Source organism: Halobacillus halophilus DSM 2266 (assembly GCF_000284515.1).
GTDB lineage: Bacteria > Bacillota > Bacilli > Bacillales > Halobacillaceae > Halobacillus > Halobacillus halophilus.
In genome coordinates this window covers 1,494,963-1,520,088 of the sequence record NC_017668.1, presented here as the reverse complement: position 1 = coordinate 1,520,088, position 25,126 = coordinate 1,494,963, and the positions used below count along the sequence as shown (strand labels likewise).

General features: G+C 35.5%; 32 protein-coding genes. 6 read left to right on the top strand and 26 right to left on the bottom strand.

Features of this window, described 5'->3' with window-relative positions:
• Nucleotides 1-328: 328 nt before the first annotated feature.
• The 22 genes from HBHAL_RS21410 to HBHAL_RS07330 form a co-directional block, all read right to left on the bottom strand.
• Entirely contained in the window at nucleotides 329-499 is a 171-nt protein-coding gene (locus HBHAL_RS21410) for a hypothetical protein (protein ID WP_014642744.1), read from the bottom strand.
• A gap of 32 nt (nucleotides 500-531) precedes the next feature.
• Complete coding sequence (locus HBHAL_RS07440) at nucleotides 532-798, bottom strand: hypothetical protein (RefSeq protein WP_014642743.1); 267 nt, start codon at nucleotides 796-798, stop codon at nucleotides 532-534.
• 50 nt (nucleotides 799-848) lie between these two features.
• A complete protein-coding gene (locus tag HBHAL_RS07435; RefSeq protein WP_041601260.1) occupies nucleotides 849-1,082 on the bottom strand; it encodes a hypothetical protein in 234 nt (77 codons plus the stop codon).
• A gap of 153 nt (nucleotides 1,083-1,235) precedes the next feature.
• Nucleotides 1,236-1,487, bottom strand: coding sequence for a hypothetical protein (locus HBHAL_RS07430; RefSeq protein ID WP_041601259.1), 252 nt, complete (start codon nucleotides 1,485-1,487; stop codon nucleotides 1,236-1,238).
• 345 nt (nucleotides 1,488-1,832) lie between these two features.
• Complete coding sequence (locus HBHAL_RS07425) at nucleotides 1,833-2,174, bottom strand: hypothetical protein (RefSeq protein ID WP_014642741.1); 342 nt, start codon at nucleotides 2,172-2,174, stop codon at nucleotides 1,833-1,835.
• Between the two features lie 509 nt (nucleotides 2,175-2,683).
• On the bottom strand, nucleotides 2,684-2,935 hold the full coding sequence (locus HBHAL_RS07415) for a hypothetical protein (RefSeq protein WP_014642740.1): 252 nt from the start codon (nucleotides 2,933-2,935) through the stop codon (nucleotides 2,684-2,686).
• A 283-nt stretch (nucleotides 2,936-3,218) separates the two neighbouring features.
• Nucleotides 3,219-3,410 carry a hypothetical protein gene (locus HBHAL_RS07410; protein WP_158512361.1) on the bottom strand — a complete coding sequence of 64 codons (192 nt, stop codon included), beginning with the start codon at nucleotides 3,408-3,410 and terminating at the stop codon, nucleotides 3,219-3,221.
• Between the two features lie 26 nt (nucleotides 3,411-3,436).
• The gene (locus tag HBHAL_RS21405) at nucleotides 3,437-3,583 is read right to left on the bottom strand and encodes a hypothetical protein (protein WP_014642739.1); all 147 of its coding nucleotides are present in this window, start codon (nucleotides 3,581-3,583) and stop codon (nucleotides 3,437-3,439) included.
• A 1,472-nt stretch (nucleotides 3,584-5,055) separates the two neighbouring features.
• Complete coding sequence (locus HBHAL_RS07395; RefSeq protein ID WP_041601254.1) at nucleotides 5,056-5,373, bottom strand: hypothetical protein; 318 nt, start codon at nucleotides 5,371-5,373, stop codon at nucleotides 5,056-5,058.
• A gap of 265 nt (nucleotides 5,374-5,638) precedes the next feature.
• The gene (locus HBHAL_RS07390) at nucleotides 5,639-6,253 is read right to left on the bottom strand and encodes a hypothetical protein (protein ID WP_014642738.1); all 615 of its coding nucleotides are present in this window, start codon (nucleotides 6,251-6,253) and stop codon (nucleotides 5,639-5,641) included.
• A 247-nt stretch (nucleotides 6,254-6,500) separates the two neighbouring features.
• Nucleotides 6,501-7,034: a hypothetical protein gene (locus tag HBHAL_RS07385; RefSeq protein WP_014642737.1), complete on the bottom strand. Its 534-nt coding sequence runs from the start codon at nucleotides 7,032-7,034 to the stop codon at nucleotides 6,501-6,503.
• 260 nt (nucleotides 7,035-7,294) lie between these two features.
• The gene (gene ltrA, locus HBHAL_RS07380) at nucleotides 7,295-9,109 is read right to left on the bottom strand and encodes a group II intron reverse transcriptase/maturase (RefSeq protein ID WP_041601139.1); all 1,815 of its coding nucleotides are present in this window, start codon (nucleotides 9,107-9,109) and stop codon (nucleotides 7,295-7,297) included.
• A gap of 799 nt (nucleotides 9,110-9,908) precedes the next feature.
• Nucleotides 9,909-10,394: a hypothetical protein gene (locus HBHAL_RS07375; RefSeq protein ID WP_014642736.1), complete on the bottom strand. Its 486-nt coding sequence runs from the start codon at nucleotides 10,392-10,394 to the stop codon at nucleotides 9,909-9,911.
• Nucleotides 10,395-10,520: 126 nt separating this feature from the next.
• Nucleotides 10,521-11,081: a hypothetical protein gene (locus tag HBHAL_RS20795; RefSeq protein WP_014642735.1), complete on the bottom strand. Its 561-nt coding sequence runs from the start codon at nucleotides 11,079-11,081 to the stop codon at nucleotides 10,521-10,523.
• 281 nt (nucleotides 11,082-11,362) lie between these two features.
• Nucleotides 11,363-11,500, bottom strand: coding sequence for a DUF3953 domain-containing protein (locus HBHAL_RS22060; protein WP_223254287.1), 138 nt, complete (start codon nucleotides 11,498-11,500; stop codon nucleotides 11,363-11,365).
• A 159-nt stretch (nucleotides 11,501-11,659) separates the two neighbouring features.
• Nucleotides 11,660-12,028: a hypothetical protein gene (locus HBHAL_RS07360; RefSeq protein ID WP_014642734.1), complete on the bottom strand. Its 369-nt coding sequence runs from the start codon at nucleotides 12,026-12,028 to the stop codon at nucleotides 11,660-11,662.
• Between the two features lie 178 nt (nucleotides 12,029-12,206).
• Nucleotides 12,207-12,440, bottom strand: coding sequence for a hypothetical protein (locus HBHAL_RS07355; protein ID WP_041601251.1), 234 nt, complete (start codon nucleotides 12,438-12,440; stop codon nucleotides 12,207-12,209).
• Nucleotides 12,441-12,652: 212 nt separating this feature from the next.
• Entirely contained in the window at nucleotides 12,653-12,877 is a 225-nt protein-coding gene (locus tag HBHAL_RS07350; RefSeq protein WP_158512360.1) for a hypothetical protein, read from the bottom strand.
• 313 nt (nucleotides 12,878-13,190) lie between these two features.
• Nucleotides 13,191-15,005 (bottom strand): group II intron reverse transcriptase/maturase, encoded by a 1,815-nt coding sequence (gene ltrA / locus HBHAL_RS07345; protein WP_041601139.1) that lies wholly within the window; start codon nucleotides 15,003-15,005, stop codon nucleotides 13,191-13,193.
• A 766-nt stretch (nucleotides 15,006-15,771) separates the two neighbouring features.
• Nucleotides 15,772-16,023 (bottom strand): hypothetical protein, encoded by a 252-nt coding sequence (locus HBHAL_RS07340; protein ID WP_014642733.1) that lies wholly within the window; start codon nucleotides 16,021-16,023, stop codon nucleotides 15,772-15,774.
• 904 nt (nucleotides 16,024-16,927) lie between these two features.
• Nucleotides 16,928-17,161 carry a hypothetical protein gene (locus HBHAL_RS07335; protein WP_041601251.1) on the bottom strand — a complete coding sequence of 78 codons (234 nt, stop codon included), beginning with the start codon at nucleotides 17,159-17,161 and terminating at the stop codon, nucleotides 16,928-16,930.
• A 289-nt stretch (nucleotides 17,162-17,450) separates the two neighbouring features.
• Entirely contained in the window at nucleotides 17,451-17,885 is a 435-nt protein-coding gene (locus tag HBHAL_RS07330) for a hypothetical protein (RefSeq protein WP_014642731.1), read from the bottom strand.
• A 156-nt stretch (nucleotides 17,886-18,041) separates the two neighbouring features.
• On the opposite strand from HBHAL_RS07330, the gene HBHAL_RS07325 reads away from it, so the two are divergent.
• Nucleotides 18,042-18,500: a DUF4367 domain-containing protein gene (locus tag HBHAL_RS07325; RefSeq protein WP_014642730.1), complete on the top strand. Its 459-nt coding sequence runs from the start codon at nucleotides 18,042-18,044 to the stop codon at nucleotides 18,498-18,500.
• Between the two features lie 311 nt (nucleotides 18,501-18,811).
• On the opposite strand, the gene HBHAL_RS07320 is transcribed toward HBHAL_RS07325, so the two are convergent.
• Together HBHAL_RS07320 and HBHAL_RS07315 are read right to left on the bottom strand one after the other, a co-directional pair.
• Nucleotides 18,812-19,276 (bottom strand): GNAT family N-acetyltransferase, encoded by a 465-nt coding sequence (locus HBHAL_RS07320; protein WP_014642729.1) that lies wholly within the window; start codon nucleotides 19,274-19,276, stop codon nucleotides 18,812-18,814.
• Nucleotides 19,277-19,698: 422 nt separating this feature from the next.
• Nucleotides 19,699-19,926: a hypothetical protein gene (locus tag HBHAL_RS07315; protein WP_145956016.1), complete on the bottom strand. Its 228-nt coding sequence runs from the start codon at nucleotides 19,924-19,926 to the stop codon at nucleotides 19,699-19,701.
• Nucleotides 19,927-20,223: 297 nt separating this feature from the next.
• Between HBHAL_RS07315 and HBHAL_RS07310 the strand changes: the two genes are divergently transcribed.
• The 5 genes from HBHAL_RS07310 (at nucleotide 20,224) to HBHAL_RS07295 (ending at nucleotide 22,324) form a co-directional block, all read left to right on the top strand.
• Complete coding sequence (locus HBHAL_RS07310) at nucleotides 20,224-20,541, top strand: hypothetical protein (RefSeq protein WP_041601250.1); 318 nt, start codon at nucleotides 20,224-20,226, stop codon at nucleotides 20,539-20,541.
• 63 nt (nucleotides 20,542-20,604) lie between these two features.
• On the top strand, nucleotides 20,605-20,754 hold the full coding sequence (locus HBHAL_RS21400; protein WP_158512359.1) for a hypothetical protein: 150 nt from the start codon (nucleotides 20,605-20,607) through the stop codon (nucleotides 20,752-20,754).
• A 205-nt stretch (nucleotides 20,755-20,959) separates the two neighbouring features.
• Complete coding sequence (locus tag HBHAL_RS20370) at nucleotides 20,960-21,676, top strand: hypothetical protein (RefSeq protein ID WP_014642726.1); 717 nt, start codon at nucleotides 20,960-20,962, stop codon at nucleotides 21,674-21,676.
• 20 nt (nucleotides 21,677-21,696) lie between these two features.
• Nucleotides 21,697-21,936, top strand: a complete 240-nt coding sequence (locus HBHAL_RS07300) for a hypothetical protein (RefSeq protein WP_014642725.1) — start codon at nucleotides 21,697-21,699, stop codon at nucleotides 21,934-21,936.
• Between the two features lie 160 nt (nucleotides 21,937-22,096).
• Nucleotides 22,097-22,324, top strand: coding sequence for a hypothetical protein (locus HBHAL_RS07295; protein ID WP_014642724.1), 228 nt, complete (start codon nucleotides 22,097-22,099; stop codon nucleotides 22,322-22,324).
• A gap of 238 nt (nucleotides 22,325-22,562) precedes the next feature.
• Here the strand turns inward: HBHAL_RS07295 and HBHAL_RS07290 are convergent, their stop codons facing one another.
• Both HBHAL_RS07290 and HBHAL_RS07285 read right to left on the bottom strand, forming a co-directional pair.
• Complete coding sequence (locus HBHAL_RS07290) at nucleotides 22,563-22,934, bottom strand: hypothetical protein (RefSeq protein WP_014642723.1); 372 nt, start codon at nucleotides 22,932-22,934, stop codon at nucleotides 22,563-22,565.
• Nucleotides 22,935-23,399: 465 nt separating this feature from the next.
• Nucleotides 23,400-25,097 (bottom strand): glycoside hydrolase family 13 protein, encoded by a 1,698-nt coding sequence (locus HBHAL_RS07285; protein ID WP_014642722.1) that lies wholly within the window; start codon nucleotides 25,095-25,097, stop codon nucleotides 23,400-23,402.
• Between the last annotated feature and the right edge of the window lie 29 nt (nucleotides 25,098-25,126).

The following is a 25,126-nucleotide window of genomic DNA, read 5'->3' as shown; positions in this document are numbered from 1 at the left end:
TTAGAATTTCTATCTTTTTTTTGTGAGATTAAAAATCCCCCACCTTCTTATTTAGGAGTAAGTGTAATAGTTACAAATTACTATATTTTATCACAATAAAACATTTTTTTGTTTCGGCTTGTTTCAATTCCTTAAGGTGCGAGCGTCAAATGAATACACGGTTAACAGAATAGATTACTTACAGCCTATTTAGCTAAAGCCCCCTTTTCTATAAGACTTGATTTCAAGATAGCAACTACAGAGTAACTAAGTGTTTTAGAAAGGAGTAATCCTTATAGTAAAACCTACAACTAACTCCCCTAACTAAACTAGCTTAATTTACTTACCTTTAGAATAGGTTTTGCTTTTCTTTCTCTTTTTCTAATGCACCGAGCTTATACTTATCACTGGTGAATATTCCTACAATTAAAGTAATTAGTCCAGCTAATAGTATAGAGAGTCCAATAACAGCACCAATCGCTCCTGCACCTATTCCGCCCCCAAGTCCCCAAAAAGACAATAATAGTACAATAGGTGAAATTAGTACTATGGTCAGTCCAACACTAATTGTGTTTTTTTATAGTCCGGAATAAAAGCTATAGTACCAAAGCTGATTACTGCTCCTACAGCAATTATTATTAGTAAACCAACAATTAAGTCCACCGGTAATTTATCCCTCCCTTTTATATATTGTTCTTCCTCGATAATAAAATCTTCAAATGTTTGTTTACCTCTGTCAAAGTTTAGTGTTGATTTTTCTGAAAAACATTCAATTCTATGGATGCTACTTAATTGGGCTTTTTCAACTAAAGCCCCCATTACTATAAAATATGGTTTCGAGATATCCTGAGATTGATACTAAACTATTTTTATACCAGCAGTCCGATAACTAAAATTGATAATAGTGAAAATGAAGCACAAGTGTAAAAATAACCTTCTATTCTTTGACCACCTTTAAAACTCTCTATCCCCATTAATGCAGACAAGACCCCTGTTAATAAAACTATTAATTCTATGTAATTAGCTGCAAATTCCTCATTTGATAAACTATAAATAGATACTCCAAGCGTGGCTAATATGACAACTAACTTTATTATACGCAACGATCTCCCCCTCACTCTGTTAGTGTAACGCTATCATCAACATAGTTAGAAAAGGAATAACCATATTCATGAATGCCCACCTTAGCGAAAGACTTGATTTCAAGATATATTGGTGCAAGTCTATAATTAACATATCTATTAGTGAAAATGACATTAACTCTCGCTAGCCTTCTTTTCAGGAGGATATTTTTCATCGAATTCTTTTATTGCTCTTTTTCTTGTTTGCATAAATAATACAATGGCTCCAAAGACGCATCCAGGTAAATATAAATCATTCACTTGGAAACTTCCATCATTCCAATTGGAAAATCCTACTACATACGTTAGATATAGAAAAACTAATGTAGAAAAATGTAATAAAATCACCTTCCAAGAATATTTAAAGATATTTTCTAACCACCACATAGTCAAATCTCCTTTAACTTCTAGAGAAGTTTTCTTACAGGTTTTAAACCGCTAATTAAGTTATTTCAATAGTCCTAATAATTTCTAAATAACCTCAAAAATTTATTTATTCTAAATCCTATTAAGTCATATTACCAATTATTTCAAAATTTTGTTGGTTACTCAAGTCATTTAGAATACATCTCGAGAATATCTCGAATTCAATTATTCTTCCCGTTAGAAAAAAGCGATTGCTCTTATTGAACAATCGCCCCCAAATCTTGAAGACTCAGTATCGAGATATCTGGAAGTAATTTTATAACTAACGAATCTGTTAGCGTAAAAAAATTATCTAAAAAGTGTTGTTTAATTTTCTTGCAAAAATTCGATTAGCTCCTGCCTGCTATTAGTTTCATAAACCTTACTTTTCGTATCAAAGACCATAAACGCAGGCATTTCTTTGACTTCATTTAATCTTGCGTTTTCTAGTGATGTCTCTTGTACCCAACTTTTCACATTATGTATCCCTTTATTTTGGAGTAGTGCATCTGTAATTTCATCCATTGGCTCCGCAACTATATACAAAGCATAGCTACCTTCATCAGTAGATAACAGATTGGCATACTTTTTATTTGCGTTAGTTTCCCCTTCTGAACATCCAATCAATAAAAAACCAGTCAACGCTAATAAAAAAATAACTTTCTTCATACATTCACCTCCTTAATTATTCAATTATTTTGACCTTTAGTAAAAAAAGCCGACTACTCTTATTAAACACTTGCCCCCGTTACTGTAAGAGTTGATTTAAAGGAATTCATTAATATCCATAAAGGATTCCAAGTAGGTACGGCAATAATACACTTATAATAATCCATATAATCACAGTCAAGAAAATAAAAAAAGACGCGATACTTAAAGTTTGCCTATACCGTTTTTGTTCTCTTGATTTTGGATGTATCAGGTCCCACCCAACCCTTACTTGAAGAAGAAACATTACGAGAATTATCCCATATACAAAAGGTTTATTAAGAATTTGGGAAACCATCAAAACTGAAATTATTCCGATGAAGGTCAAGTTATTGTCAATCCTTTTATCGACCTTCTCGTCTATTGCTTTAAAATAATTCTTCAAGAAAAGCACCCTATTGCTGAAGGCTTGAATTCGAGAGAAATTGGTGAAAGTCTTCAAAGTAAACTATCTTTTCGTGAAACGGACATTAACTATCGCTAGCCTTCTTTTCAGGAGGGTATTTTTCATCGAATTCTTTTATTGCTCTTTTTCTTGTGAGCATAAATAATACAATAGCTCCAATAATACATCCTGGTAAATATAGATCATTCACTTGAAAACTTCCATCATTCCAATTAGAAAATCCTAAAGAATACGCTAGATATAGAAAAGCCGAAGTAAAAAAAGTTAGTAGAATTACCTTCCAAGAATATTTAAAGACATTTTCTAACCACCACATAGTCAAACCACCTTTAATAAAGTTATTTCATAATTTCTAAATAACTTAAAGGATTTATTTATTCTTAATCCTAATAAAATTGATTGAATCCATATATCAATTCAAATTATTTCAAAATTTCATTGATTGCTCAATCAATGAAGAAGACATCTCGAGAATGTCTCGAATTCAAATCTTTAAGTGTTCTGCTAGTTAGAAAAAAGCGATTGCTCTTATTGAACAATCACCCCAATAGTTGAATACTTGAATTCAAGATTAATTTATCATCTTTGGTCTATCTGTATCACTCACTTTTATTTCTATCTTGTTTTTTAATTTTGTGTTCTATGATTGCCCAATATAAAGTAACTCCCAACGCAATTATCATAGTTATCACAAAATAAGCACTCTCTCTCTCACCATTAATATTTAATAATAGTGCAATTATTAATAGGGTGATAGAGGCTAATTGTGATATTCGTGCTATCCTTTTCATAGATGACATACTTTGCACTCCAATTATTATTTTTTCTTCTTCCCAATGTTATAACCTGTAATAATCCCAGCAATAGTGAAGATAAGTATGCCTTCATCAAAGTCATTGAAAATCAATCCAAAGCCTGTCCAGACTACTAGAAAGGCTAATATTGAACTTATTAAAGCTCTCAACTTCCCCCACCTCTCCCCAAGTACTCTTCTTTAAGTACCTATCCGGTTCTTAACTATGTATTGAGCGAATGCTTATATCGCAAACGCCCCCATTTCTGTAAGACTCAATATCAACTAACACAACATATAATTCAATTAGTTACATGTTTATAAATAAACCTAAAATATTCAGAAAGATAAACCAACTAAACGTTCCAATACTAAGAGAAACCGTTATCAAAGAGAAGATTTTAAAAGAATCTATATGATATCGTTTGCCCTTAAAAAAGATAAACAAAGAAAAAATTAAACTGATAGATAGCAAAACTCCAAATGCAGCATTATAATTGCCTACCCTTATACCTAAATAATTGTCTAGACCAAAAAGGGTGATTGCAATATAAAACAGATTGACTAATAATGCTATCCCTAAGAAAAATGACCTCATCAACAATCCTCCTATTCGTTTGTCCAAATTCACCACACTAATTATCATTTCATTAACATAGAATGACTTCATTAAATAAAGTCATGAAAACACCCAACTTACCTTCTTTAATTTTGTAGATATTACTACCATACCATTGGCAATCCAACCATTTCCAATAATGAAGTGAAGCAATAATCTCGAAACTGAGTCTTCAACTAACCTGCCCTAAACGTAAAGAAGAGGACAATTCCTTTATTTCAGAATTGCCCCCTTTTCAGGAAGACTCGATTTCGAGGAATCATTAATATCAAAAAAGGATTCCAAATAGGTACGGCAATAATAAACTTAAAATAATCCATATAATCGCAGTCAAGAAAATAAAAAAAGACGCGATACTTAACGTTTGCCTATAGCGTTTTTGTTCTCTTGATTTTGAATGAATCAGGTCCCACCCAATCCTTACTAAAAGAAGAAGCATTACGAGAATTATGCCATATACAAAAGGTATATTAAGAATTTGGGAAACCATCAAAACTGAAATTATTCCGATGAAAGTCAAGTTATTGTCAATCCTTTTATCGACCTCTTCGTCTATTGCTTTAAAATAATTCTTCAAGAAAAGCCCCCTTTACTTTAATAAGAGATTCATGAAAAATAATTGTTTACACCTACTAGGGCTATTATCGAAAAGATATACAATGACGAAGCAATTCTTCGGTTGCTTCGTGGAACTTCTTTGTTTCTTAGAACTCTCAGTTGTTTAATAGTCAACAAAATAAACACAAAAATTGAGACTATATGCATTTCATTCATCTTCTTCACCTCTAAATGTTATTTAACAAACTTGCCTCGTTAGTTGAATAAAGAAAGACCTTTATACAGTGAACTTAGATAATCTAAGTGTATCAGTTACAAAAACCTCTCAAAAAATTCAGTTAGACATCTTAAGAGTATTAAACTAATGCCCCCAATACAATAAGAATTGATTTCGAGATATTTTCGGGTATATTTCAAATTGACGCACATGTTTGTTTAAAAACTTACTTAATTTTGGGTTGCGATTTCATCCCCACAACACAAATACGGAGACACCAAGAAGGAAGAATGTAGTTATAAGTAATAGTGTGAAATATTCTTTTTTCTTGGTAACGAACATTTCAACTAGTTCAACAGCATTAGATAACCCTAAAGAAAAAAGCATACCGAAAAGTAATAAATTTGGATAATCAGTTGAAGTACCCGAACTCACTAACCCCGAAATAGATATGAATAAAACCCTAACGGCAAAGTAAATTGTAAAAGCGCTTAATAAAACTTTTAAAGCTAAAAATAACTTATTACTTTTTCTGTATTTTTCTTGAATACTGCTTACCAATTTCATCTCTACCTCACCCCTATTCGACAACATTGCCTTTTAAAGAAAAGCTACTCACTTGTTGAACTATCCTGCGCCAACAGTTTAATTGACTCAATTTGCTATGATTATGTAATAAAGCTTCCTAATAGCCATACGAAATCGATCCAATTTAGTTTCATACATTCTATTATCTCGAAACTGAGTCTTCAACTACCCTTCTAGTTAGCGAAAATGCGATTGCTCATATTGAACAATCGCCCCCTTTACAGGAAGACTCGAATTCAAGGTATTACGCATTATGTAACTGTTCACTAATAACTATTGTCATCACAATTATAATCAATTGCTGCATTTCTGTTATCTGTTTATTACTGTTAATGGAATATTGTTCTCCTAGTAATAAAGATTCTTTTAGAGTTGGATTAGGGATTGAGCGTTTCTTAATCCTTGAAACCACTAACTCACTTTCCTCATTTTCTTTTACCAAAAAGTCTAAAGAACCATTTTTTCCTTTTGCAATAAGAAAGTCATCTCCATCGGGAGAGACAGCAAGTAATCTTTGAGACTTAAATTTCAATTCTTGTTGTAATGTAGAGACTTTGTTCCCCTCTGCATCTAGAACATCTATATTCTTATTGAAACCTCTCTTTTTATTTATATAAGCAACGACCTTTGCTTTTGGGTTTGTTATGCACAAGAGCTTACTCCCGACAGAATGTAAATTAATCAAATTCAGTAATTGATTTTTCCAATCTCTCGAAGTATCTACAGTTTCCTCAATCATACCTATTAATTTCCCATCAGTACGTACTGAGTACTGATGACTCTGACTTTTAATTATGGACTCTTGTTTTATCTGCAGATTCGAATATGTTGAAAACAATGGATGAATCACTTCCTTCATTTTTTCTCCTATCTTTTACGATTAATTACCTACATTCGTTTCATTTAATAAATATTACTTCAATCAAATGCAACAGAGAATCAGCTAAAAGACTCTCTGCTTTTTACGGCTAATTTTCAATTCTTTATTTAGGAAAACAATTCCCTTCAGTTAAATAGCTAAAAAATAATACTACTATGGTTTCTAATAAGGCTTTCCTATTAAGCAATCGCCCCCTTTACACTAACTGGTATCGTTATTATCGCTTTTAGGTTGGATTGGGAACTTCAAAATAGTAAGCCACTGAATATTTGATTTCTGCATTGTCATTGCTTCTCCAATTAAAATTCACTATATAAGTGATTTCCTCTCCCTTATCACCAGTGACTTCAATAATATTCTTATCTGCTGTTTCTTGAATTCCGGTAGCGCCTTGTTGCTGATGATACAGAATTTGATTTGGCCTAGGGAAAGTATTTGGAATACTAATCTCTATTTGTTCGCCTATGCTAGCATCAATTTTCTTTGGTTTTATTTCTTTCTTTATCTTATTTAATGGCAAATAGTCAATATCCTCAGAACATTCAGCAGAAGTCTTACACTTCAGTTTATATTTCGCCTCATAAGCTTTATTGTTATAAATAAATTGCACTTTATCAAGTTGGTCTACATCTATTTTGTCTGCTATTTGATTCGTACTAGCTTTATTTGAGTTTTGAGACTCCTCTTTATTAGAACTCCCAAGTGGAGAACACGCCCCTAAAACAATTGTAACTAGCATAATGAAAATTAATTGCTTCATTTTTAGTCTCCTTCTTTGGTAGATATAATAATCATTTATAATTAATTTGGTAGTAAAAGGCTGCGGCAACATAATCATACGAAAAATGCAAAAAAGCCAGCTAAAGATGCTGACTTTAGGAACCGGTAATTCAGATAAGTTAGCAATAGGTAAGCGTTTGAGATTATCTCTGGCTTTTCCCCTGCTCCACACCGAACGTGCTAGTTTCCCAGCATTCGGCGTTCCATCTAAAGGTATGTACTACATTATAAGTTCCTATGTTACTCTTCGAGACTGGATGCAACGATCCCTTCCACCCCACATACCTTTCGGTATTGATTGATTTTGTCTAAGATCAATCGATTCTGTGGTAATCGTTCAAGATAAACCTTTATCTTCTCTATATCTTTCATATGGATAAGTCGATGGATATCCTTATGAAGAATACGGAGATTCTGAAATTGATCGGACCCTCCTTGGTTCTTTGGCACGTAATGGTGACAGTGAACGTCTTGTGCATGGAGGTATTTGCCTGTAATTTCGCATCTTCCCATCTTCATACTATATCGACTAATACGATTATCCAGATATTCAATACTTCGTTTCGGTAGAGAAGACTTCATTAAATGTCCAATTTCTTTCTGGATATCCGGGCGGAGACTTTTGTGTATCTGTTCCCTACCCTTCTTTGTGTAAAGCGAAAGCTTTGAACTGAAGCTCATCGCATGGAATGTTTTCACATTGCCAATGGGGAATAGATACGTATCATTGATATTGATCGTTTTCGTTCCTAAGCTAAAGGTCTTCCTATAGAAAGGAGGTGGCTTAAAAGGATGTTCTAGCTTTCCAACCGGTCGAAGACGGTTCACTAGAAATGGTTTTAGATCGTAAGCAAGACGTGAAAACACGAGACTTACATGAGTCGCTCGCTTAAAGTATTGGTGAAGTCCTAGAACAAAGCTATTATAACGATTAATATTCTCAGTAGAAGGCGAAGCTTTCATTCTTCGAATGAGTTTCTTCGCTTCCTGTTTGATTTTCTCGCTTTTTGAAGTAACGACCCCAGTATGGGCCACTCGTTTCTTACCCTTTTTATTCGCACGAATGGTGAACCCTAAGAACTCCGATTCTCGTTTTCTTAAGTTTACAATTTGAGATTTCTCTGGTGAGATATCCAGTTTCAAACGCTCTTTGAGGTACAGACGTACCGCATGGTACCACCTTTGCGCTGTCTTTCCATCCCGACATAGAATTTTAAAATCATCCGCATACCGGACCAGATATCCTTGTTTCAAATTCGTTTGTTTTCTCGCTCGCCTTCTGGCATCATCTGAACTGTAGGATTTCGTCAGGGGAAATACTTCCCACTGGTCGGCAACCCATTGGTCTAGATCATTTAAGACAACATTCGAAAGAAGGGGAGATAAAATTCCACCTTGTGGCGAACCCTTATCGGGCACACCTTCACCATCAATTTCTGATGTAATCATTTTAGAAATACATGCCAGTACCTTTCGGTCTTGGATGCCAATATTCCAGAGTTGCTTCTTTAATAGACGATGATTTACGTTATCAAAGAAGCTTTTAATATCTACATCAACCACGTAATGAAGTTGACTATGGTTAATCAGAAACTGTATTCTTGCCATAGCATGATGAGCAGACCGGAGAGGTCTGAAACCGTAGCTATGTTTGAAGAATTGAGATTCTACAATCGGTTCGAGAACTTGTTTGAAGCATTGTTGGATCACTCGATCCAAGATACATGGAATCCCAAGGGGTCTCCATTTTCCGTTCTCTTTTTCAATCCATTCTCTTCGAACTTTCTTCGGGTGATAGTTTTGAAGTTTACTTCGGACTTCATTTACCAGATCATTTTCGGAGAGCTCTTTCATGTCATCGATGGTTTTCCCATCGGTTCCTGGTGTTCTAGAACCTTTATTGGTTTTAATCATGCGAAAAGCGAGCAGGATGTTTTCTCTCGATATGATGGTTTCATATAAATGAGAGAACGTATTTCCCTGACTCGCTTTTTCATGAAGATCCGTAAAGGTCTCCGTCATATTATAATAATCCCAGTTTCGCAGCGTTGACACTGTGGCATCCCTCCTTTGGAGTGATGTTCCCACGTTCCTACCCGATCGGTGCCATTCACGTTAGGAAAATAATCGTTTCATACTCTAGACTTGGGGCTATTCCTCCACTTCCATTACAGAAGTTTCACCAGTCATTCCCCTACCTTCACAAGGATAAATGCTTTTCAGCATAACTTTATAGCAACCGTTTCGGGTGACAGCCCTTGATTCAACGTCCCTTGCTTTCCAAGTACCATACAACGTAGCTATCCATACTAAACGTAGATGCTTCCTTTAAGCCTGTGAGCTCGATACCGCCATCGTTCGGTATAGCGTCTTTCAGAGGGGGCAGTTTTACTCCACACCACTCACGTCATCGTAAGATGACCACGTAAGTTTCCTTACGTTCGAAACTTTAGACCCTTACCTTCGGAAGTTCGTCAGTTCCTATCTCAAAGAACGATTCTCATCCTATCTAGTTTTTCAGCCGTGGGGCATATCCGTCAGCATACCTAATGGCTTCAGCCTTCGTTCTGCCCAATCTACCTGTGCTTCACACCCTAAGACCTGTCCGTCTTAACGCATGCAGAAGTGTTGACGGGATGGTTTCAGGAAACATGGATCCTTCATTCCCATCCTCCGTTGTACAGTTAAAATTTAATCAAATAAACTTCCTGCCTTTCACGCTGAAAAGCGCTTATAGCAGAACTTGTCGCGCGCCCCCTTTTCTTTAAGATTCGAACCCGAGATATTTTTGAATAAAATGTCATGCTAATTTGATATTTTTTACTTTATCTTGATGCTCCTTACTTTTCTTCACTTAAGAAGCCACCTCTGGATCAAATAAATCTATCTCCTCTTTATTTGCCCCCTTAATATCATGCCATTCAATAGTCATATAAATATCACTAATGTTTTCAAGCGAAATAGGTTCCCCTTCTTCATCAATAAAAGTCCCACCTTCAGTTACACCTGTGGAAGTTTGAGTTATATTTGATTCACTTCCCTGGATTGACTTTCCCTGAATAATCCTATCTTCATTATCTATAACAGCATGTACCCTGATACTTAAAAAATCAGTATTAAACTCTGCTTTATTTTTCATAGTTAGATTCCCATTTCCCGCTTTTAATGCATCTGGTTTAATCAAGATATTATAGGAGCTAACCTTCCAATTTTCGCTTTCTCCAGATAATGATAAGTGAAAATTATTTCCCGTGCTTTTCTCATTATTAACACAACCCGAGAGAAAAGTAATAACTACTATTATACTTAACGATATTATCAGTGCTTTTTTATGTATCACAACTATCTCACCTTTGGATGAAATTTTATTTAACACCATTAACCTATAAACTTACTGGCTAGAGGTACCTCTATATTGAACAATTACCCCCATACCTTGAACTTGATTTTAAGAACATACTTCAAGTTACATTAGTATATGGGTATAACCCATTATGTTCAGAACTACTCCCATCAGAGAAAATGCGATCCCCATATAAGAAGTCCATGGATTTTCATCTCTTTTTTCATCAAAGGTTTCAAGTGTTACCAAACCAAAAATCAATGTAACTAATGGAATAATTATAATTTGAGGGCCAAATGCAAAGCCAGCACCCCCCAAGATTAGCGCCACCATCCCGAACATATTCTCCGAAGGATATTTTTCAAGTTCTTTTATTTCTTCTTCTGTCAAATCTTCATTATCTAAAAATAACCTTCTTAACTTATCGCCATTCTTATTAAATTTTCGCCCTAATATGGATCCTAATTTAATAAAACCAATCGTACAAAGAGAAATAAGACTATTAAAAATAATATCCTGTTCTCTTCCTAACGTAATTCCTACCCCTGCTATTTGGCTATCCTCCATTACCATGGAATAAATAGATCCAATAACCACACTAACGATTACTATTATAATGAAATTTAATTTTTTAAACCTAAAGCTAAGTAATAAGCTTATAATAAATACCAATATCGATCCCAAATATCACACCTCCTCCTCTTTAAGAGTTCAATTAAGCTCAATAATAATTATTTCACACTTCAAACTCGCCACAAATAGTTAGCCAGTAAATGACTAGTCATAAAGAAAAAGCACAAAATCTAATTCAAGATTTGGCCCTTTAATAGAAGAATTTATTATAGAATAATCTTCATTCCCCATACTTTTGCTATCCAACTATTGCCCCCTTTACAGGAAGACTCGAATTCAAGGTATCTATTAGTGTTTCAGTTAACTTTATATTGTCTTTATGTACTTTAAAACTAAGAGAATAAAAAAGCATTTACAGAAACATAACCACACAATACTGAAGCGCCAACTAGGATATAACCTAAAAAGGAATTTTCAACTTTCTTGAATTCTTCAAAACTCATCACTAAACTTAAGCAACCCAAAAACATAAACATATATGGAAGTAAGAATGATGATTTCTCAGTTATTAATCCATAACTGGAAAGAGACACTACTACAATAGCTAGAATTACTCTAAAAAATTTCAGCATCTTATCACCTTATTATTAAGGAATTGCCCCCGTTTGTTGAATAACAATGTTTTGATATTATTCATCTATTAAAGTTACCCCTAAGATGTGGTCAGAAAATAAAACGAATTCGTTCAGGTAAATAGGATTACTTTGGTCTGAGAAAGGGGTCAATTTCACATTACTTAGGTAAAAACAAGCTTTAACGTTAATTATGTTTTTACCATTAAGGTCGATTTTGGGTTCTCTTTCTGCCGTTACCAAAGAATGTCCTAACGGTGCTGAAATCCCGTTAAAATCGGACTCTTGTAAGTTCATTATCCCTTCTACAAGAGCTGATTCTGTTACAAAAGTAAATTTTGAATCATTTTTTAACTCCCCAAGATTTATCTGTAATTCAATAGCCATTAACTTTTTAAAATCAACTGCTGATTCCATATTGCTCATTAATAATTCCCCTTTTTCTTTACTCTTCTTAAGATATCCTGTCCATTTCTAGAACAATAGGAAAAGATGAAGTTCACTAATACGTTCTTTAGCTATTGCCCCAATTAGCAAAAGACTTGATTTCAAGATATATTTTTCATAAAGAATTTCCTGTTCTATGGAAGTAACTCTTAACCCTTTAAAGAGAGAACCAGATAATTAGTGCTACTACTATAACAGAAGTAAAGATGCCTGATTTATATTCTTTTCTTCTGTACATCATTAAAATTTGAATAGAGACAGTAATCAAACCGATGATAACAAGAATAAAAGTGATATTGTTATCTTTAAAAACATACAAGTTAATGATGAAAGTCAGTACTATTAAAGGATTTATTACATATAAGGCTATATTATCGTATTTTTCAGCCATATCTATCCTCCTTATAGTATGTTTTCTAATTTTCATATACATATCTTCGTAAATGTTTGACTGGATTTAATAACTATCCAAATGCTAAGAAAAGACGATTACTTTTATTAAACAAACGCCCCCGTTACAGGAAGACTCGGCTTCGAGATATTCTGATGTATATATTAAACTACCACTTCCGTTATCTTTAAAATCATTTTCCAATGAGGACATTAAAATATTCTTTTTCCAAATGCTGCAAGTAACATAATTACTACGCCAATAGCTATAAAGAATATTCTACCTACCCACCAGGGAGCTTTTTGTAAAAATTTCGCCAACCATTTGTATTCAAAGCTATTTTTAGTTCTGAGGTCAGCTATAGATTCTTCCTTAGTTTGTCGATGTTTCTCAGGAGTGTACTTCAAACCAGAATATATAAAAAATAATGCAATCAATATCAAAAAAATTAAGGATATCCATTCTATTGGTGATTGCTCATTCGTGATGTTAAACAATTTAATTATCCTTTCTCAATTCTGTTCACCTATCTTTGGTTAACTCTGCTAAGGAAAACCGTCTCTGATCGCCCATTAAAATCACACGACAGATTTAAGAGTTTACTCTTTAATTGTTTTATTGAACTAAAGTTAGCAATAGGTAAGCGTTTGAGATTATCTCTGGCTTTTCCCCTGCTCCACACCGAACGTGCTAGTTTCCCAGCATTCGGCGTTCCATCTAAAGGTATGTACTACATTATAAGTTCCTATGTTACTCTTCGAGACTGGATGCAACGATCCCTTCCACCCCACATACCTTTCGGTATTGATTGATTTTGTCTAAGATCAATCGATTCTGTGGTAATCGTTCAAGATAAACCTTTATCTTCTCTATATCTTTCATATGGATAAGTCGATGGATATCCTTATGAAGAATACGGAGATTCTGAAATTGATCGGACCCTCCTTGGTTCTTTGGCACGTAATGGTGACAGTGAACGTCTTGTGCATGGAGGTATTTGCCTGTAATTTCGCATCTTCCCATCTTCATACTATATCGACTAATACGATTATCCAGATATTCAATACTTCGTTTCGGTAGAGAAGACTTCATTAAATGTCCAATTTCTTTCTGGATATCCGGGCGGAGACTTTTGTGTATCTGTTCCCTACCCTTCTTTGTGTAAAGCGAAAGCTTTGAACTGAAGCTCATCGCATGGAATGTTTTCACATTGCCAATGGGGAATAGATACGTATCATTGATATTGATCGTTTTCGTTCCTAAGCTAAAGGTCTTCCTATAGAAAGGAGGTGGCTTAAAAGGATGTTCTAGCTTTCCAACCGGTCGAAGACGGTTCACTAGAAATGGTTTTAGATCGTAAGCAAGACGTGAAAACACGAGACTTACATGAGTCGCTCGCTTAAAGTATTGGTGAAGTCCTAGAACAAAGCTATTATAACGATTAATATTCTCAGTAGAAGGCGAAGCTTTCATTCTTCGAATGAGTTTCTTCGCTTCCTGTTTGATTTTCTCGCTTTTTGAAGTAACGACCCCAGTATGGGCCACTCGTTTCTTACCCTTTTTATTCGCACGAATGGTGAACCCTAAGAACTCCGATTCTCGTTTTCTTAAGTTTACAATTTGAGATTTCTCTGGTGAGATATCCAGTTTCAAACGCTCTTTGAGGTACAGACGTACCGCATGGTACCACCTTTGCGCTGTCTTTCCATCCCGACATAGAATTTTAAAATCATCCGCATACCGGACCAGATATCCTTGTTTCAAATTCGTTTGTTTTCTCGCTCGCCTTCTGGCATCATCTGAACTGTAGGATTTCGTCAGGGGAAATACTTCCCACTGGTCGGCAACCCATTGGTCTAGATCATTTAAGACAACATTCGAAAGAAGGGGAGATAAAATTCCACCTTGTGGCGAACCCTTATCGGGCACACCTTCACCATCAATTTCTGATGTAATCATTTTAGAAATACATGCCAGTACCTTTCGGTCTTGGATGCCAATATTCCAGAGTTGCTTCTTTAATAGACGATGATTTACGTTATCAAAGAAGCTTTTAATATCTACATCAACCACGTAATGAAGTTGACTATGGTTAATCAGAAACTGTATTCTTGCCATAGCATGATGAGCAGACCGGAGAGGTCTGAAACCGTAGCTATGTTTGAAGAATTGAGATTCTACAATCGGTTCGAGAACTTGTTTGAAGCATTGTTGGATCACTCGATCCAAGATACATGGAATCCCAAGGGGTCTCCATTTTCCGTTCTCTTTTTCAATCCATTCTCTTCGAACTTTCTTCGGGTGATAGTTTTGAAGTTTACTTCGGACTTCATTTACCAGATCATTTTCGGAGAGCTCTTTCATGTCATCGATGGTTTTCCCATCGGTTCCTGGTGTTCTAGAACCTTTATTGGTTTTAATCATGCGAAAAGCGAGCAGGATGTTTTCTCTCGATATGATGGTTTCATATAAATGAGAGAACGTATTTCCCTGACTCGCTTTTTCATGAAGATCCGTAAAGGTCTCCGTCATATTATAATAATCCCAGTTTCGCAGCGTTGACACTGTGGCATCCCTCCTTTGGAGTGATGTTCCCACGTTCCTACCCGATCGGTGCCATTCACGTTAGGAAAATAATCGTTTCATACTCTAGACTTGGGGCTATTCCTCCACTTCCATTACAGAAGTTTCACCAGTCATTCCCCTACCTTCACAAGGATAAATGCTTTTCAGCATAACTTTATAGCAACCGTTTCGGGTGACAGCCCTTGATTCAACGTCCCTTGCTTTCCAAGTACCATACAACGTAGCTATCCATACTAAACGTAGATGCTTCCTTTAAGCCTGTGAGCTCGATACCGCCATCGTTCGGTATAGCGTCTTTCAGAGGGGGCAGTTTTACTCCACACCACTCACGTCATCGTAAGATGACCACGTAAGTTTCCTTACGTTCGAAACTTTAGACCCTTACCTTCGGAAGTTCGTCAGTTCCTATCTCAAAGAACGATTCTCATCCTATCTAGTTTTTCAGCCGTGGGGCATATCCGTCAGCATACCTAATGGCTTCAGCCTTCGTTCTGCCCAATCTACCTGTGCTTCACACCCTAAGACCTGTCCGTCTTAACGCATGCAGAAGTGTTGACGGGATGGTTTCAGGAAACATGGATCCTTCATTCCCATCCTCCGTTGTACAGTTAAAATTTAATCAAATAAACTTCCTGCCTTTCACGCTGAAAAGCGCTTATAGCAGAACTTGTCGCGCGCCCCCTTTTCTTGATGACTCGAATTCGAGATACTTTGGATTTAATATTTTCAACTAACAAAACCGCCCTCAGCCGATGATTAAATCTAAAACCGCCATCCCAAATACGAGAGAAAGCGCAGCTATGCAAACCATTGAGTATATCCTACTTTTTCCTTTAGTAGGCATCTCTATGAACTCTTGAATTATCATTGCTGGAGCTAAAAACAGCCATACACTCATCCACCACGAAAAAGGCCTATCAGTAAATAATCCCATTAGACACAATAGAACCGCGATTAATAACAAACTTTTACTTATGTACTTTGCTTTCTTTTGCATATGCCCTCCTAACGGAATAAAATCTCCATTTAAAGTAACAGAAAACACCTTCTTATAAGAAAGACTTAATTATTTTTATTTAATTCTATAGCCAATAAATCTTCTAGTATTGCGGAAGCGAACGTTTCGCTATCATGCCATTTAGTTTTAAAAGTTCCACAACTCTTATTGAGTAATCGCCGCCTTTAGCGTAAGACTTGAATTTGAGGTAAATTGAAACACACTTTAAATAACACACCTATTATTTAACTACACATCATAGATATCACTTAAAAAAATAATACTTTTATCCCTTCATAAATTGCAATCCCTACTACTACTCCTAATAAAAGCTTTACGAAGTTCATATTTTTCCTTCTCAAAAAGATTCCCCCTTTATCTTAGCTTCTATTTTATTAAACATTATTAGTGTGGAAAGTTAGCGTTATATTGAGCAATTGCCCCCGTTTATGGAAGTTTTGAAATCAAGATAAAATCACTTTAATAAAATTAACTATCATTCTTTTTTCTAATCCAAATAAAATAGCAGCTCCAGAACAATATCACGATAAATGAAGCCAAGTAATATGATATAGGAGGCTCTACATATAAAACTGTCAAAATAAATGCTAAGAAGAATGGAACTAATAATACAAAATAAATTTTCCGATTCGTAATAAAATATTCACTCCAATTCACTAGATTTGTAACACAATTAAATAACGTACGCTAATTTAACTACGATACAGAATAGATATCGTTTCAAAATCTCATAATATCTCGAATTCAAGTTCTCAACTAACCTGCTCCTTAGCAAAAAAGCGATTGCTCTTATTGAACAATCGCCCCCATTAGCAAAAGACTTGATTTCAAGATATATTTTTCATAAAGAATTTCCTGTTCTATGGAAGTAACTCTTAACCCTTTAAAGAGAGAACCAGATAATTAGTGCTACTACTATAACAGAAGTAAAGATGCCTGATTTATATTCTTTTCTTCTGTACATCATTAAAATTTGAATAGAGACAGTAATCAAACCGATGATAACAAGAATAAAAGTGATATTGTTATCTTTAAAAACATACAAGTTAATGATGAAAGTCAGTACTATTAAAGGATTTATTACATATAAGGCTATATTATCGTATTTTTCAGCCATATCTATCCTCCTTATAGTATGTTTTCTAATTTTCATATACATATCTTCGTAAATGTTTGACTGGATTTAATAACTATCCAAATGCTAAGAAAAGACGATTACTTTTATTAAACAAACGCCCCCATTACTTGAAGACTTGATTTCGAGATATTTTATTAAGTATCTACTTTTTTTCTTACTTAAAAAGTAGATAGGACAATACAAATTTTTTCAATTATCGAATTATTTAACTAGATTGTACATAGTCATTAAATAAAAGCCCCCATCCATATGAATGGGGCAAAGATCATTATTGGTAAGTATCAGCATAAGCACTTGGTACACCCATATAACCCTCAGTGTCATTGTTTGTTAAACTTTCCCAAGTAATTTGATAATCGCCTTGAGATAAGTTGTAATATGTTAAGTAACCATCGAAATCTCCACTAACGGTACGGGTATTAAGTAAGGCTCCATCATATGATCGGTAGAGTTTCCATCTAATTTTAGCTTGTTCCCCTGTATGTATTCCGTATTGCTTTACTCTTACATCCATAGTGGCTGACGAGCCAACAGGATCCCAGTCAACATGAATTCCATCCCATTCACCATAATTGTATGTGCTGATTCTATATTGTGCACTGTCAGCTGATACAGATTCAGCAACCCCCATAAACCCAACAAGAATAAGTGCAGACATAAGCAAGGTTGATAAAACCCTCTTACAATAGTGTCTAGATACCATTACTATCTCCCCCTTTTGGACTATGATAGTAATTTCGACACATAACTAATATATCCCTTCTTTTAATTCACATTTTTTTCCAAAAAATTAACATTTTAGAGATTTGTTTTAAGTACATAATAAAGAAGACATTATTTTATACAAGGAGGGGAAAAGATGAAAATACTTATAGCTTTAATGGTTTTAGGTTTCCCGTTGGGAGTCAAAGCAATGGAAATACACTATAATCATGAGAGTCTCACTATTTCGGAAATACAAAGTAAAGTTGATTTTAAAATATTAGTTCCAACAAATATGCCTGAAGGATGGACGTTAGACACCAAAACATCCCCTGATTCAAATACAATAGACCAATTATCTTTACATTATATGGACGAAAAAGATAAAAATCTTATGATAGCAATTCACCAAAAGAAAAGCACTAAAAAGTCCTTGAGATCAGGCTACAAAGGAGAAAAAGTAAACTTAAATGGTTCTACAGGGTATTTTATGAAGTGGGAGAATGTCTCTACAGGTGGTTTACTTGTTTGGAATCAGGACGGGACTTATATCGAAATGGACAGTCAAAGAATATCTAAGGAAAAAATGATAAAGGTAGCTACATCTATGAAATAATGCTTATATGATATTCATGAATCCCCTTCGAGGAGACGACTTTTTAGAGGAAGGGAATGTTCCACGTCCTGATTATTTTTTTCATATTCGTTAAGCTCTACTCCGTAAATTCGCTAAAAACCAAAAAAATTTTTAATTTACAGTTAGTCTTTAACTCACTTTGATAGCAAAAAATAAGTGCTCACTACTTGATATAAAGAAACGGGGCGACTATTCCTTATTGGATAATCGCCCCCGTTTGTTTAACACTTGAATTCGAGATATCTTGAAGTTTATCCTAAACTAAGCGTCCCCTAGAACTATATAAAATCTTATATATAACCTTTCATCCTAATTACTTTTCCATCAACTTCTGGACCGACTTCATCCATTCCGGATGAACGATAAAACTTGATCGCGTGGTTATTTGATGGAGAGACTCTTAGATGATACTCACGAACTTCATTGTTTTTAAAGAATTGCTTTGCATATTGGTGTAAAACTTTCCCTTTACCCTTTCCACGCATTTCGGGTGTTAAAAAGTACAAGTTTACATACCCAATATTATTGCCTTCGTATTCACGAATAGTTAATTCAAGTTGTCCGATATATTTACCATCTTCTTTGGCTAATACAAAACCTTCAGGAAAATCTCTGATTTTTTCATCTAACCAGCTTAAATATTCCTCTTCTTCACCGAAACCCATAGTATCCCCAAAACTTACATAAAATGAATCTTTCCGAAATCCAACTACTGTATCTCGATGTTTATTTATGTCAATTGCCTCAAAGATCATTTTAATCCCCCTCGTAAATATCAAATCCCTTCTTCAACTATCCTTCTCTGTGAGCACAAAAGCTATTGTCTTTATTGAAGAATAGCCCCGATTCTATAAGACTTGAAATCGAGATAAATCCTAAGTTATTGAGTATAAACAATCTAACCTACCATGAAAGGCAAGAAAATTAAACCTAATACAATACTCAATACCAATGTAATGATCCAGTCCCTTCTGCTTCTCATATTAAACACAAAGTTAAATATAGAACTTATGATAAAGCATGCTAAAAATCCAAATAAGAAAAACGCTATGAATTCCATTTCAACACCTCTTTTAAAATAGTGTTACTTATCTAATACAGAAACGCCCCCTTTTCAGGAAGACTCATTATCAAGATAATTCACATATTACTCTACCTTGTACTCGAAATATGTCTATTAATTATCACTATCATCACTGAAACTATCACCATTAGAAAAATCATCTTGATAAGTATCAAATGTATTATAGTATTTAGCATCTGGGTTACCTAATACTGCTCCTCTTCTTTTCTCATATGTCCTTATTAAATGTAATATTGAAAAGCCAATTCCTCCAGCTAAAGCTATGTAAATTAAATAGTCGGCCTCATGAAACAGGTATGTACAAACTCCAGCCATTGCCATTATAAGTAATAACACTTCAACTACTTTAATCTCTCATCACTCTCCTAATATCAAACCCTTTTAATAATGCCCACAATTTTATTAAGCTACCTAAGTATACGTCTACTCAAGGTAATCGTTTCAGATTTTTCCAATATTACATATTTGCTTTTCTTATAACTTTGCGCCTAGTTCTACAGCAAAAAAAGCGATTGCTCTTAATGAACAATCGTCCCCATTTGTGTAAGACTTGAATTCGAGATATCACTTGCCTTCTAAACTTCTATACGGAAGTATTTTTCTTTCTTATAGTCCACTTTGGTTCTGCGTTCAGTACACTTGATTGCTCAAACTTTCAATCAAGAAAACTTTGATGATCACACCTTTTATCACGTTATCTGTGTAGTCACTGTTGGTGAACAGGCGTATATGTATCAAGCGGAAGGCATTCAAATTCAAAACTTGCCTGCACAGGATCTAGGGTGCTGGTATTGTGAAACCTTTGATGCTCACTTGTTTGCTTCTCATGAGTTTGATACCAATGTTCACTTAAACTGTATTCAGACTGCTTTAGCCAAGGATCCAGAGGACCCGGAAGCTCAAATATTTAAACGGGAATTCTCTGAAATCATGTAGCCCACTTTTGGTGGGCTGCTCCCTCCAGGAGATGTAGATGAAATTCTTTAAAGGAGTGGTGATATGAAAGAAGCCAATCATCAAGTTTGTAGATGCAATAAACCGAATAAAATAGATATTGTTTATCTAAACACCATTCGTATCGATAATGAGTTGGAATCTCTTGATCAATTCTATTGTAAAGATTGTAATTCATTTTGGAATGAACCTTAACTGTTGAAAAATACTAACTAATAAATGGCTCACACCTTAGCGTGTGGGCTTTTTCAATAAACCAGCACTCCTTTATAGTGAACACTTAGTCTCATGTCTTTTCTCTCTTTTTTTTGTAAATAAAAGGAGTAAATATGAATTTAAAGTAGAATATATATAATCGTATTAAAGAGAAAATTCTACTTTAAAAGGAGATGTATGGTATTTGAAAAAGTTGTTGCTCATTCTGTTGTCTGTTGTCCTGTTAGTCCCTCTGATAAGCCCTCTTTCTTCCAGTGCTGATCTTGTAGGTAAAGATCTTCCATATGATTGGGAGAATGAAGGTGGAGAATTCTTCAATGATGATGGTATATATAGAATTATGGAGGATTCTAATTTTTCCGAACAAGAAGCCGATAAAATATTTGATGCCGCCCCTATTATGGATAACTACATTACAATGGAAAATGGTACACTAAGATTAAATCCATCTGCGGAAACAAAAGTTGCCCCTGAAGTGTATGAACATTATAAAAACGGTGTGGATATAATAAATGAAGGCGTTAGAGACAACGTTATCTACTTAGATAATGAGACAAAGACAACACATTTTGTAACCTCTCCTGAACAGATGGTGCTCGATTCCGTTGATGCGGATCCAGACTCTTTTTGGAGAAGAAACTGGCGGGGAGCCAAATGGTATATGAGCAGTAGAGAATCTAAATATTATGCAAACAAATTTTCTGATAGGGCTTTTAACTGGAGCATGATATGTGCTATAACGGCTATGATTCCTGGAGGCCTACCAGCTGCAATCTGGGCTGCTATTGTGGCGAAAGGACAATATAGATGTTACACAGAATTAAGAGATAATAGAAGTTATCGTGGCTCAGTTCTGGTTTTTAGATGGGCTCCGCCTAAAGTCTATGCCTATAAACGCTAATAAGAACGGAGGATGATACGTTGTTGTTAATCATCGAGCTTGTTGGTTTTTTAATATTTCTTAGTGTATTTCTTTTATTCGAAAAGAAATTCGGAAAGGTAGTTATGTCGTATGTGGGTATAGGAATTATAACTGTGATTCTACTTTCCATTGTCTTCTCTGGCATCGATGACACATCAAGATATATTCTTGTATTTGGAATCGCTGCTATTATTGGCTTATTCCGTAATATGAAAAAAGAAAAAAGACAAGTAAAATAGTCCTCTCCTTTTATAGGAGGGGATTTTTTATGTCTAATTATAAGGAGGTGATCTTATGTAGAACCTAATTTATGAGAATACATAGTTCTCACTCATAGTCTTTCTGTCCCTTAATCTTCTGGCCAACCCTAAAAAAACTATTATTGGAGGAATTTTTATTATGAAAAAACTAATCGCAGGTACTAAAGGTAAAGTTGTAGGCGTAACTCTTGCAGGAGCTCTTGTTTTCGGTGGCGGTGCAGCTGTCGGTGCAAGTTATGATTTCGGAAGTCATTTAGATGGTGTTGCTGGTAACATTTCTGATAAAGTAGCTTCTTTCACCGGTAAAACCGTAGATGAAAGACAGAAAATCGAAGCCAATGAAGTGTCCAACACTAAAAGGACATGAGCGGTCGTGACATAATTAGGTATCTCAACATCTTCACTTGCAATAATTACAATGACAACCAGGTTTATAAGGAAAGAGATCCAGCTAAGCCAGCTATTTTTAAGCGAAAAATCCCCCTGTGATTGGTTCGATGATTTAGAGTTGCTAATAAGATCACCACCTTTTAGCTAATATGTCTTAACTGCAGTAAAGCCCCCAATAAAGGAAGACTTGATTTCGAGATACCTATTATTAAACTTTAAACCAGGTTCCCGTTTTTCTTACTTAATTTAACTTGTTGAATTGTTTTGATAACAAGTACACCAATCAATACCCAATATACAATACTATCAAAGGATATTGGAGAATTTGCATTTGGTTCTATGACATTTAATATTGTGCAAATCCCTAAAAACACAGCTAATGAAACTATATATGAGACACCTTTAAATTCAGTATCTGTTTTAAGGACAATATTCAAGATAAATAAAGCAAAAACTATTAGAAACAAAATTGAGCTATTTGATATTGCTACAAAAAAAGAGTCTGGATAATAAAAGGAAATAGCAAAAGCAATTAGGAAAATTAAAAATATAACACTTGTCAAGTTAGAAATAATTGCTTTTTTCACAAGTACCCCCCCTTCCCTTATAAACATACGAAATCCCCTTCAATTTAGTTTCAAACTATTTATTATCTTGAATTCGAGTCTTCAACTAACCTGCCCTATACTTGAAGACTCAGTTTCGAGATAACTATCTGTCTTTCAATAAATTTCATCCAACGATGGGGATGACGAGTTCAGTAAGATGTGGTTGTGAGGTCGGTAAAATTCATTCGACAAGCTTTACAACGGAAGTTCAGTTTCTTCACATTTTAACCATTTATGATAGTCCAACCCTTTTCCGATGGATTCAATCTCTGATTGGTTTAAAGAAATCGGTTCCTCTCACATCCATCACCCATCTTATTTGAGGACTTGATTACGGAACTTACAATTGAATTGTACAAAAATCAATAAATGACTTTAACAGAGTCTCCCAGAAAAAAGACAAGCTGCCAGTTTCCTAAGACAGCTTGTCTACACGTCTACCCTCTATGACGTTTGCACGCGGTACACGCGAGCTTCATAAGGCTTCAGCTGAAGAGTTCCACCCTCTTCTTGCTCGGAAGGATAATTGCCGATCAGCCGCTCGGCCTGTTCGACCGGAAATGATTCGCTTACGGAGTAATCAATCGCTTCATTGGTAAAGTTCGCTACGATCAGCGCTTTTTCTCCATCCAGCTCTCTTGTATAAGCATAGATCTGCTCATCTTCAGGATCGAGAAGCTGGTACGATCCATAAATGAGCACATCATGGCTCTTTCTCACTTTTATAAGCTCTTTGTAGTAATTGAGTATAGACTCTTCATCTTCCTGCTGCTGCTTAACGTTGATCGAGGTATAATTTGGATTTACTTTGATCCATGGTTCTGCGTCTGAAAAGCCTGCGTAGTTCTCGTCGCTCCATTGCATCGGAGTGCGCGCATTGTCTCTTCCTTTTACAAAGATGGAATGCATGATTTCCTGCTTGTCTTTCCCTTTCTCGGTAACCTGCTCGTTATACCAGTTGTGGATCTCGACATCCCGATAGTCCTCAATTGAATCAAATTGGACGTTGGTCATGCCGATTTCCTGCCCCTGATAAATATAGGGCGTTCCCTGCATCAACTGGTAGAAGGTCGCAAGCATCTTAGCGGACTCCTGATGATACTCCTCCGCATCGCCAAACCTTGAAACGGAACGGGGCTGGTCGTGATTTTCCAAATACAGGCTATTCCATCCCTTTCCATTCAAGCTGGTCTGCCAGTTCGTCATAATCTCTTTCATTTTGGAAAGCTTCCACGGTTTAACCGACCATTTTCCTTCCTGGCTTCCCGGATCGCCGTCGATTTCCATATGATCGAATTGAAAAACCATACTCAGGACGCCTGATTCCTCGTCGGTGAACGCAGCTCCATCTTCAGGCTTCACCATAGGGGTTTCCCCTACGGTCATCACGTCATAATGCTTAAGCGCTTGTTCATTCATCTCGTTCATAAACTCCATAAAACGAGGACCATTGACGAAATGCTCGCCTCCCCATTGATACTTGTTATCTTTATTGGTAACTTCTGCATCCGGGAGACCCGGGGTTTTCGAGATTAAATTGATCACATCCATCCGGAATCCATCGATGCCTTTATCCATCCAGAAGTTCATCATGTCATACACTTCCTGCCTGACCTGTTCATTCTCCCAGTTTAAATCCGGCTGTTTGTCTGTAAACAGGTGCAGGTAATATTGACCGGTGGCCTCGTCGTAATCCCAGGCGGACCCGCTGAAGAAGGATACCCAGTTATTTGGTTCGGCACCATTTTTTCCATCACGCCAAATATAGTAATCGCGATAGGGGTTGTCTTTAGACTTACGGGACTCTTGAAACCACGCATGCTCATCAGATGAATGATTGACCACCAGGTCCATTACCAGCCTCATCTCCCGCTTATGAATCTCCCCGAGCATATTCTCCCAATCTTCCATTGTTCCGAACTCTTCCATAATGGCTCGATAATTACTGATATCATAGCCATTGTCATCGTTAGGAGATTCATATACTGGAGACAGCCATAAAATATCCACACCTAAGTCTTTTAAATAATCCAGTTTCTGTGTGATCCCGCGCAAGTCTCCGATGCCATCCCCATTCGAATCATTAAAGCTTCTTGGATATACTTGATAGACGACGCCTTCTTTCCACCATTTTCTTTCCATTTGATCGACCTCCTATGAATGTATTAATT

Coding starts and splice junctions, on each gene's coding strand:
- HBHAL_RS07285 (WP_014642722.1), bottom strand. CDS start 25,097: ATGGAAAGAAAATGGTGGAAAGAAGGCGTCGTCTATCAAGTATATCCA.
- HBHAL_RS07355 (WP_041601251.1), bottom strand. CDS start 12,440: ATGGCTGAAAAATACGATAATATAGCCTTATATGTAATAAATCCTTTA.
- HBHAL_RS07410 (WP_158512361.1), bottom strand. CDS start 3,410: ATGAAAAGGATAGCACGAATATCACAATTAGCCTCTATCACCCTATTA.
- HBHAL_RS07385 (WP_014642737.1), bottom strand. CDS start 7,034: ATGAAGCAATTAATTTTCATTATGCTAGTTACAATTGTTTTAGGGGCG.
- HBHAL_RS07415 (WP_014642740.1), bottom strand. CDS start 2,935: ATGTGGTGGTTAGAAAATGTCTTTAAATATTCTTGGAAGGTAATTCTA.
- HBHAL_RS07425 (WP_014642741.1), bottom strand. CDS start 2,174: ATGAAGAAAGTTATTTTTTTATTAGCGTTGACTGGTTTTTTATTGATT.
- HBHAL_RS07295 (WP_014642724.1), top strand. CDS start 22,097: ATGAAAAAACTAATCGCAGGTACTAAAGGTAAAGTTGTAGGCGTAACT.
- HBHAL_RS07360 (WP_014642734.1), bottom strand. CDS start 12,028: ATGAGCAATATGGAATCAGCAGTTGATTTTAAAAAGTTAATGGCTATT.
- HBHAL_RS07330 (WP_014642731.1), bottom strand. CDS start 17,885: ATGGTATCTAGACACTATTGTAAGAGGGTTTTATCAACCTTGCTTATG.
- HBHAL_RS07395 (WP_041601254.1), bottom strand. CDS start 5,373: ATGAAATTGGTAAGCAGTATTCAAGAAAAATACAGAAAAAGTAATAAG.
- HBHAL_RS07320 (WP_014642729.1), bottom strand. CDS start 19,276: ATGATCTTTGAGGCAATTGACATAAATAAACATCGAGATACAGTAGTT.
- HBHAL_RS07340 (WP_014642733.1), bottom strand. CDS start 16,023: ATGCAAAAGAAAGCAAAGTACATAAGTAAAAGTTTGTTATTAATCGCG.
- HBHAL_RS07430 (WP_041601259.1), bottom strand. CDS start 1,487: ATGTGGTGGTTAGAAAATATCTTTAAATATTCTTGGAAGGTGATTTTA.
- HBHAL_RS22060 (WP_223254287.1), bottom strand. CDS start 11,500: ATGTTTTTGGGTTGCTTAAGTTTAGTGATGAGTTTTGAAGAATTCAAG.
- HBHAL_RS07440 (WP_014642743.1), bottom strand. CDS start 798: ATGGGGGCTTTAGTTGAAAAAGCCCAATTAAGTAGCATCCATAGAATT.
- HBHAL_RS07325 (WP_014642730.1), top strand. CDS start 18,042: ATGAAAATACTTATAGCTTTAATGGTTTTAGGTTTCCCGTTGGGAGTC.
- HBHAL_RS07335 (WP_041601251.1), bottom strand. CDS start 17,161: ATGGCTGAAAAATACGATAATATAGCCTTATATGTAATAAATCCTTTA.
- HBHAL_RS21400 (WP_158512359.1), top strand. CDS start 20,605: ATGAAAGAAGCCAATCATCAAGTTTGTAGATGCAATAAACCGAATAAA.
- HBHAL_RS07315 (WP_145956016.1), bottom strand. CDS start 19,926: ATGGCAATGGCTGGAGTTTGTACATACCTGTTTCATGAGGCCGACTAT.
- HBHAL_RS07390 (WP_014642738.1), bottom strand. CDS start 6,253: ATGAAGGAAGTGATTCATCCATTGTTTTCAACATATTCGAATCTGCAG.